5 protein-coding genes are annotated in these 6,240 nt (G+C 56.9%); 3 read left to right on the top strand and 2 right to left on the bottom strand.

The window, feature by feature from the left end; translation table 11 throughout:
• On the bottom strand, positions 1-641 hold a 641-nt coding region (locus CTATCC11996_RS15240), incomplete at its 3' end, for a GntR family transcriptional regulator (RefSeq protein ID WP_034349291.1).
• 282 nt (positions 642-923) lie between these two features.
• On the opposite strand from CTATCC11996_RS15240, the gene CTATCC11996_RS15235 reads away from it, so the two are divergent.
• The 3 genes from CTATCC11996_RS15235 to CTATCC11996_RS15225 all read left to right on the top strand — a co-directional run bounded on the left by CTATCC11996_RS15235 (position 924) and on the right by CTATCC11996_RS15225 (position 5,050).
• Positions 924-1,625: a GntR family transcriptional regulator gene (locus CTATCC11996_RS15235; protein ID WP_003077729.1), complete on the top strand. Its 702-nt coding sequence runs from the start codon at positions 924-926 to the stop codon at positions 1,623-1,625.
• A gap of 1,067 nt (positions 1,626-2,692) precedes the next feature.
• Positions 2,693-4,297 (top strand): NCS1 family nucleobase:cation symporter-1, encoded by a 1,605-nt coding sequence (locus tag CTATCC11996_RS15230; protein ID WP_236597805.1) that lies wholly within the window; start codon positions 2,693-2,695, stop codon positions 4,295-4,297.
• 18 nt (positions 4,298-4,315) lie between these two features.
• Entirely contained in the window at positions 4,316-5,050 is a 735-nt protein-coding gene (locus CTATCC11996_RS15225) for an aspartate/glutamate racemase family protein (protein ID WP_003077723.1), read from the top strand.
• A gap of 159 nt (positions 5,051-5,209) precedes the next feature.
• On the opposite strand, the gene CTATCC11996_RS15220 is transcribed toward CTATCC11996_RS15225, so the two are convergent.
• Positions 5,210-6,097, bottom strand: a complete 888-nt coding sequence (locus CTATCC11996_RS15220) for a LysR family transcriptional regulator (protein ID WP_003077721.1) — start codon at positions 6,095-6,097, stop codon at positions 5,210-5,212.
• Positions 6,098-6,240 lie beyond the last annotated feature (143 nt).

Here is a 6,240-nt window from a genome sequence, read left to right as displayed (position 1 = left end):
TGCGTTGGCAAAGTACGGTTAAAGGACAGACCTTCTTCCATGTGATCGAGGTGCAACAGCATCAGCTGCACCGCATGTTCGGCATCGCCCGCAGCCAGCGCGGTCACGATGTCGGCATGTTCTTCGTGCGAATGCTCGGCCGCCGATGCAGACTGGTACATCAGGGTGATCAATGCGCAGCGGGAAATCAGCTCGCCCAGCAGCTGTGCCAGCACCTCGTTGTCCATGAGTTCGGCCATGCGCACGTGGAAGTCGCCCAGCAGTTCGGTGCACTGGCCCACGTCATTGGATTCCATGGCCTTCTTCTCGGCAGCCACATGCGCTTTGAGCTCCAGCAAGCGGGAGGGTGTCTGCTGCGCGGCAAAATTGCGCACCATTTCGGCTTCGAGCATGCGACGCACGGCAAAGACCTGGCGCGCTTCTTCAACCGAGGGCGTGGCCACAAAGGCACCGCGCGTGGGCTCGAGTGTGATCAGCCGGTTCTGTGATGCCTGAAACAAAGCCTGGCGAACCAAAGTGCGGGAAACACCAAAATGATTGGCCAGCTTCTGTTCCGGCAACTTGGTGCCGGGCATCAGTCGATGTTCAACAATTGCTTTGGTCAGACTTTCTGCAATGGACCAAGTAAGTGAGGCTTCCATTGCTTCATCATAGATCTTGAACTCAACACTTGTATACAACATTGATTCAAGAAAAGGTAGGTATTCTCCCTTAAGGCGTATCGGGCGCTTCTTGAGGCAATCGCAGGAGAAGAAAGATGAATGGCCCGCCAGGCGTATTTGACTTACGCTCCTCCTTCAGCCAGCTCTGCCACATGCTCTCTGGAGCGCAATATTTATCACCTGCCATTGCGGGCATGGCCGAATTTATCGACTCTTACGATCCTCAACTTCGTAACAGCTCGGTCGCATAAAATCAATTTAATGAGTACTCCAGTCATCACCAAAACCAAGATCGCCGAGCGTCTCATAGAGTCGATCCTGACAGCCAAGCTCCGTCCAGGAGAGAAACTTGGTGAGCAAGACATTGCGGACTTGTTTCAGGTCAGTCGAACCCTGGTCCGCGAGGCATTGATGCACCTTCAGACCCGGGGTTTTGTGGAGGTCCGCTCCAGGGTTGGCTGGTATGTTGCAGAGCCTTCGTTTGAGGAAGCTCAGGAAACCTATGCAGCAAGGCGCGTCGTTGAACCGGGCATGTTGCGTGACGCTGGTCAACCCTTGCAGGCAACACTGAAACGCCTGCGCAAGCACATCGCCGAAGAGCGCAAAGCCATTGCCTGTGGGGACGCGGAAGCCCGCAGCTGGCTGCTGGCCGACTTTCATATTTGTTTGGCAGAGTGTCTCGGCAATCGGTTCCTGACTTCCATGATGGTCGATCTCTCGGCGCGAACAACTCTGATCTCAGATCTATATCAATCGAAGACTGAGGCCAGAGTCTTCAATGACGATCACGCTGCCATTGTTGAGGCGCTGGCAGATGGGGACAATTTGCGGGCTGAACAATTAATGATTGCTCACATTGATGCGTTGGCATCGCGCCTTGATGAAAGCCTGATCGGTCGTCGCGGAGCACGCAACCGACTCCGCTCCATTCTGGCTCCTGAAGATTCGTCTTCAGCCAAATAGGCGTTTCAAAGTCGACGGGAGTCCTGGGCGGGATCAAGCCTGGTTGAGCCCCTCGGCAGCTCGGCCGCTTCCCTGATCTTGAGCTTCCATCGCTTTCCGGCGAGCCAATATTGACACTTGAAGCGCTTGCCCCTGGCAGGCAGCGATTGAGCTCGCCATCTGCGCCGGTGATGACTTGAGCGTTCGCTGATAGTGCCTGGCAGCATTCATCAAGGAGCCGGTCCATGGAGATCATGGCATCGGCGCTGCGCCAGCTCCTCGACCAGGACTTGGAATGGCTCGCGCAGCAGATAGACGTCGCCACAGTTTCAATGAGGGCCATGAAACCACACGGATAGCCATCGCGTCGTGGAATGGTCTTCCAGCAAGAATTGCCAATGCCGCCGATCGCAACAGAGCGCTCGTCTGCGCATTACCTGCCAAATGGACTATCCATCTATCTCGACTGCTGCCGCACTTGGTGAATGCAGCTGCCAAGGTCTTGCCTTGCATTCCAACTGATCTCAAAGCCATGGGCGCATCAGCGCCGATTGCTCATTGGCGAGCGATATTGGTGCGATGGACACGGGCTGAATGCCAGCTTTGCAGCAACTGACCGGTGACTACTGGTACTCATTGCGGTGTGTGACTTCGGCAATATTTTCTATGGCACCTGGATACGCACAGTGACCTGGCTTTGCTCAGCGCGGATCGTGGAGAAGTTCATAGATGGATATCTGCGCAAAACAGCCATGATCAAAGTGTAGGTTCCTGCGCCTCGCCCAGTGCAGAAATGCGCGCCAGGGCTTGCTGCGCCTGCTAGTGACCGTTTGTCCTCCCATCTGAGGACTCCACCGAACCAATCTCTCTGGCCGATAGAACAAGGGTTCCTACTAGCATCTTGAATTCATGCCTTGTATACATTGCATGCATGTCAGCGATGTGTTCAAAGCATTGCTGAACAAGCTTGCGGAAGCAGATGGATATGGGGCAGATTCGATTCGCTTCATGAGCATCACAGCTCTTCAGCAGCGAAAACATGGCTGCAGGCCTGCGTCGCCCGTAGCCGCTAATAACGGTAGACAAGCATGGCCTGCTCAGCCGAAATGAGGTCATGGCAAAGGGGCTCCACGGCGCACCCTGATGGAAGGCGGCATATGAACAACCTAGTACTGAACACCCATGGTGAGTCATTAACCTCGGGGGCCAACACCACAAGCCCAAAGCGAGATAAAGGCTTGCCGGCCGGAGTTTCTCCGGCGCTGTACAACCACGATCTGGCACCAACCTCAAAGGAGGGGCGTACCTGGGGGAGCTACAGCCTGTTCACCCTTTGGGCCAACGATGTACACAGCCTCGGCAACTACGCGTTTGCCATTGGTCTTTTTACACTTGGGCTGGGAGGCCACCAGATCCTGATGGCGCTTTTGCTGGGTGCGGCATTTCTATTCGTGCTGCTGTCCCTCTCGGGCTTTATGGGGACCCGTACAGGGATTCCATTTCCGGTGATGAGCCGCATCAGCTTTGGTACACGCGGTGCGCAGATTCCTGCATTGATCCGCGGCGGAGTCGCTATTGCCTGGTTCGGCATTCAGACCTACCTGGCATCCATGGTCCTCGACGTGATGCTGATCACGCTGTTTCCCGGCTTGCAGTCGCTCAAAGAGCAAGTCGTACTGGGCCTGCCATTGCTGGGCTGGCTTAGCTTTTCCATCCTGTGGGTTGTGCAGGTGCTCATTGCCTGCTGGGGCATGGAGAGCATCCGGAAGTACGAGGCCTTTGCCGGCCCTGTAATTCTGTTGACTTTCATTGCCCTGGCAGGATGGATCTTCTATAGCGCCAAGTGGACTCTGCACTGGTCCGCCCCTTTTGAAAGCAGCGGCAAAGCCATGTGGCTGCAGATCCTGGGCGCAGCGTCACTGTGGGTTGCCATCTACGGTACCTTCGTGCTGAACTTCTGTGATTTCACACGGGCAGCTACTTCAAGCAGCGCTGTGGTGAAAGGCAATTTCTGGGGTATTCCGATCAATATGCTGATCTTCGGCTTGATCGTCGTCATTTTGACGGGGGGACAACTTGCCATCGATGGCACGCTGATTCAAAGCCCGACCGACATCGTCCAGAACATTCCCAACAAGCCACTGTTGATGCTGGCCAGTCTTTCACTGCTGATCCTGACCATTGCCGTGAACCTGATGGCAAATTTCGTGGCTCCGGCCCTGGCGTTGGCAAACCTCATGCCCAGGCATCTGAACTTCCGCCGGGCAGCTCTTGTCAGTGCAGTTCTCGGTTTCGTGATCCTGCCCTGGAATCTCTACAACTCTCCACTGGTCATCGTCTACTTCCTGGGAGGGCTGGGTTCATTTCTGGGACCGCTGTTCGGCATCGTGATGGCCGACTACTGGCTGATCCGCAAACAGCGCGTGAACGTGCCGGCGCTCTATACACACGACCCCGCAGGCCCCTATCACTACCGCAATGGCATCAACCCCAAGGCAATTCAGGCGCTGATTCCTTCATCCCTGATCTCGCTGCTCTTTGCATTCCTGCCGACGCTGCAATCGCTGTCCCAGTTCTCCTGGTTCATCGCAGCCGGACTTGGTGCTCTGTTCTATTGGATGGTTGCACCGAAAGGACTCACCTACGAAGACCAGGATGGCGAAGCCATTTCCGTAGCCTCCGCCAAACACTGAGAAAGAAAGTTGAAAATCATGCGCATTCTGATCGTGAACGTGAACACCACTGAGTCGATGACCCATGCCATTGGCATGCAAGCTCGGAAAGTTGCTGCGCCTGGAACAGAGATAGTCGCGCTGACCCCGCGCTTTGGTGCCGAATCGGTCGAGGGGAATTTTGAAAGCTATCTTGCTGCGGTCGGTGTCATGGATGCAGTGATGAGCTATCGACAGCCCTTTGATGCAGTCATTCAAGCCGGCTACGGTGAACATGGCCGCGAGGGCCTGCAGGAGTTGCTGGACGTTCCCGTGGTGGACATCACCGAGGCGGCGGCCACTGCGGCCATGTTCCTGGGCCACAAATACTCGGTGGTCACGACGCTGGATCGCGCTGTGCCATTGATCGAGGACCGACTCAAGCTCGCTGGCCTGGACGAACGCTGTGCATCGGTTCGCGCCAGCGGCATGGCTGTGCTGGAGTTGGAGACTCAACCCGAACGCGCGGTTGAAGCGATTGTTCGTCAAGCGGGCCTTGCCGTCAGCGAAGACCATGCTGAAGTCATTTGCCTCGGCTGTGGAGGCATGGCCGAACTGGATGCCAAGATCCGTGAGCTGACCGGTGTACCAGTGGTCGATGGAGTAGCTGCGGCCGTGACCATTGCCGAGTCGCTGGTGCGCCTGGGCCTGAGCACCTCCAAGGTCCGTACCTACGCGCCCCCCCGAGCCAAGCGCGTGACCGGCTTCCCATTCGCTAGCCAGGTCGCAGGATGAATTGCCTTGAGTTGTGTCAATCGTCCTGGCCTCTTGTTTCCATTCAGGCGAGAGTTCCTTGTGGGCAGTCAATGCTGTCTCGAAGAGTTCGGCAGTGAAGCGTTGAAGTAGATCCGCGGGCTGGCCTGCCGGTCAGCGATGATCGGTCCTGACTTGGCGTCATAGCTCTGTTACCGCCTGCTGCAGGCAGGCCAGCAATGCCTGCACCAGCGGATTGGCCGGCGTACGACGCCACATGGCCAGCATTTCTGAAGATGGGTGCGAGCCTTTGAGCGGACGAAACACCAGGCGCGGCATGCCCACGCGCGTCAGTGCCTGGGGCACCAGTGCCACGCCCTGACCCAGCGAAACCAGAGAGATCACCGACAGCCAGTGCCGTACCTCGTGGCGTACTTCGGGTGCAAAGCCATGGGCCAGGCACATCTCGTAGATGCGCTGGTGATAGGTGGGCGAGACCAGGCTGGAGAACAGGATCAGACGGTCGTTCTTGAGTTCGGCCAGATCGATGGCGGCGCTGGCGTGCAGCGGGTGGCGCTCGGGCAGGCAGACCACGAAAGGCTCTTCCATCAGCAGCCGGCTGGCAATTCCTTCGGGCGGCTGTATGGAGTGGACCAGGGCCATGTCCAGCCGCATTTGCTGCAGGTCCAGGATTTGCTCTGCGCTGTTGGCCTCAAGCATGTCCACGCGCACCAGGGGGTGGTCGTGCTGGAACCGCTCCAGTGCCTGTGGCAAGCCGCGGTACAGGCTCGATCCGACGAAACCCAGGCGCAGATGGCCTCGCGTGCCCTGGGCCACGTCGCGCGTTTCCTGTGCGGCCTGCTGACTCAGAGCCAATAGCTGGCGCGCCTTGTCCAGCAAATGTTCACCGGCCGCAGTCAGCCGTACGCCCTTGCTGCTGCGCTCGAACAACTGGGCCTGCAGTTCTTGCTCCAGCTGCTTGATGGCTACGGACAGCGGAGGCTGGGAGATCGACAGCCGCTGGGCAGCACGGCTGAAATGAAGCTCTTCGGCGAGGGTGACGAAGTAGTGCAGCAGTCTCAGTTCCATGGGTTATTGATATTTAAAAAGTATTGAGAAAGATTTTAATAATATTTGACGCGAATATATGAGGGTGCTGAAATTCGTGACAGTCCTTGCCTCCATTGCCGGCTTTGTGTGCGGTACATATCGCCTGAATTCGTCACAGCCCC

It is taken from the genome of Comamonas testosteroni ATCC 11996, assembly GCF_000241525.1.
Taxonomy (GTDB): Bacteria; Pseudomonadota; Gammaproteobacteria; order Burkholderiales; family Burkholderiaceae_C; genus Comamonas; species Comamonas testosteroni.
The sequence above is the reverse complement of the archived record's forward strand: the minus strand, read 5'-3'. Positions and strand labels throughout refer to the sequence as shown.